The sequence below is a fragment of the Thauera sp. 2A1 genome, from assembly GCF_009469595.2.
In the GTDB taxonomy this organism is placed as follows: Bacteria; Pseudomonadota; Gammaproteobacteria; order Burkholderiales; family Rhodocyclaceae; genus Thauera.
Genome location: NZ_SSXV01000086.1, coordinates 1 through 1,963, shown reverse-complemented (window position 1 = coordinate 1,963; position 1,963 = coordinate 1). Strand labels below are relative to the sequence as shown.

At 26.9% G+C, this 1,963-nt stretch carries 4 protein-coding genes; all 4 read left to right on the top strand.

All coding sequences use genetic code 11. The annotated features are described in order from the left end of the window. Positions 1-185 (top strand): hypothetical protein (locus tag GH664_RS22535; protein WP_194270481.1); only part of this gene is annotated, 185 nt, incomplete at its 5' end. Between the two features lie 2 nt (positions 186-187). Continuing rightward, on the top strand, positions 188-319 hold the full coding sequence (locus GH664_RS22530) for a hypothetical protein (RefSeq protein WP_255424997.1): 132 nt from the start codon (positions 188-190) through the stop codon (positions 317-319). A 1-nt stretch (position 320) separates the two neighbouring features. Beyond that, the gene (locus tag GH664_RS22525) at positions 321-1,313 is read left to right on the top strand and encodes a PD-(D/E)XK nuclease-like domain-containing protein (protein WP_194270480.1); all 993 of its coding nucleotides are present in this window, start codon (positions 321-323) and stop codon (positions 1,311-1,313) included. Then, positions 1,300-1,728: a hypothetical protein gene (locus tag GH664_RS22520; protein WP_153170288.1), complete on the top strand. Its 429-nt coding sequence runs from the start codon at positions 1,300-1,302 to the stop codon at positions 1,726-1,728. Before GH664_RS22525 ends, GH664_RS22520 begins: the two co-directional genes overlap by 14 nt. Positions 1,729-1,963 lie beyond the last annotated feature (235 nt).

The following is a 1,963-nucleotide window of genomic DNA, read 5'->3' as shown; positions in this document are numbered from 1 at the left end:
AAAAGAAACAGGTAGAACAAGCATTATTGGATAAACTTATTAGTCAAGCATACAATAATAATGTAGCAGATTGGCTTAAGACATTTAAAGAAGTTGAACTACAACAAGATAAAGAAGATGAAGTAGTTTGGGATACTTCGGCAGAAGTTCCTGAGTCAGCTGTAATTAGCGACATGGAGGATTAAATATGAAAGTAGAAGGAATTGTTACAGATAATGAACGTATTGTGATTGAAGCAATGTTCAATAATGTTATTGATGATACTATAGAAATACAAGCTATAGAAGAAAAAGTAATTATAGAGTATGTTAAAGAATAAGATGGATATTAGTATTCCTTATTACGAAGATAATAGCAGAGTAAGTAATTCTGCAATAGGATGGTTTATTAAAAGAGGTCCTAGGTATTTTCGTGATATGCTTGATGGAAAAGAAGAGGGAATGAACTTTTCTTTTCTTGAAAAAGGAACTATGATTCATGAATATTTACTTCAACCAGACGAATTCTGGAAAGATTATATTATTCTTGATTTTGCAACACCTAAAGTAAAACAGCAAAAGGATTTATTAGATGAGTATCATAGACTTATGCAAGTAAATCCATTAGAATCTCAAGATAAGCTTAAACTATCTGCTTATAAAAAAGCTTATAGTAATAAGAAATCTGATGAGAAATGTATTGAAGAAGCTGAAGGTCTTATTATGATTTATCAAGATTACTTAGAATACTTGAGTAAGAAAGATGATAATAAGAAGATAATTAGCTTTGCTGATTTACAAATGCTTAAGAAGATTAAGGAAAATATTCAGAATCATAAGAAAGCAAATGAATTGCTTTTTAATTTACCATCTACTTTTGAAACTCATAATGAATTTCATATTAACTGGCAAGTTAATAGAATCAATAATATTAAATGTAAATCTTTACTAGATAGAGTATGTTTTGATCATGTTAATAAGAAGATAATTCTAATTGACTTAAAGACTACTGTAAATGTCTATGATTTTGCACATTCAGTAGAAGAATATGATTATTACAGACAAATTGCTTATTATGGATTAGCAATTCAATGGTATATGCAAGAAGTATTAAATCTTAATTCTGAAGAATATGATTTTGAAGCATATATTATTGCCATTGGTAAAGATTCTGAAAATCAAATTAGAGTGTTTAACATGAAAAATGATAAATTACTCAGTGAGAAAATTGATTTAATTAACAATTCTTTACAAAAAATTTCATATCATATCAGTACAGATCAATGGGATCACTCAGTAGAATACTACGAAGGTGATGGTGTTGAAGAACTATAATAAATGCTTAATATTTTTAAGTGATTTTATAGAAGCGAAGATATCTTACTTTGATTGTCCAGCATTTGTAAATATGTATACAAATTTAAAAGGAGACAATTCTGAAGGAAAATTATATTTAGTTTATAAGTTTAGTAGTCATTATGAACTATCTAAAAAAATAGAGGAAATCAGTTGTAATAAAACATATTATAACTGGTTTCCTTATACTATAAATAAACAATCTTATATTGTCTTTTCATTTAAAGTTAGTAAAGATAAAATACAAGAATTAGAATTCTGTAAAAAAGGTAGATTTACTGATAGTTATTTAGATGTAAAAGATTTAGTTGTTATTTGGAAAGACTACTTAGATCAATTTGATGATTTGCTTAAGTCAAATGACTTTTGCTCTGATTATACTTGTACTTGTTAAAAATAAAAGGCTGGAAATAATCCAGCCTTTTTCATTAATCAGAATCTCTATTTGCAATTTGAGTTTCGTAATATCTTCTTTTAGAAGGTATATCCTATAATTCCCATATATTTTTAAACGGAGTTATTTTCATTCCAAATTTAAAAGTAGGAGAAAAACCTTTATAAGCGCCTCTATCTATTTTTTCATCTTCATTATTAATCAGATTATGTACCCATGCTGGTACAGTAGAAAT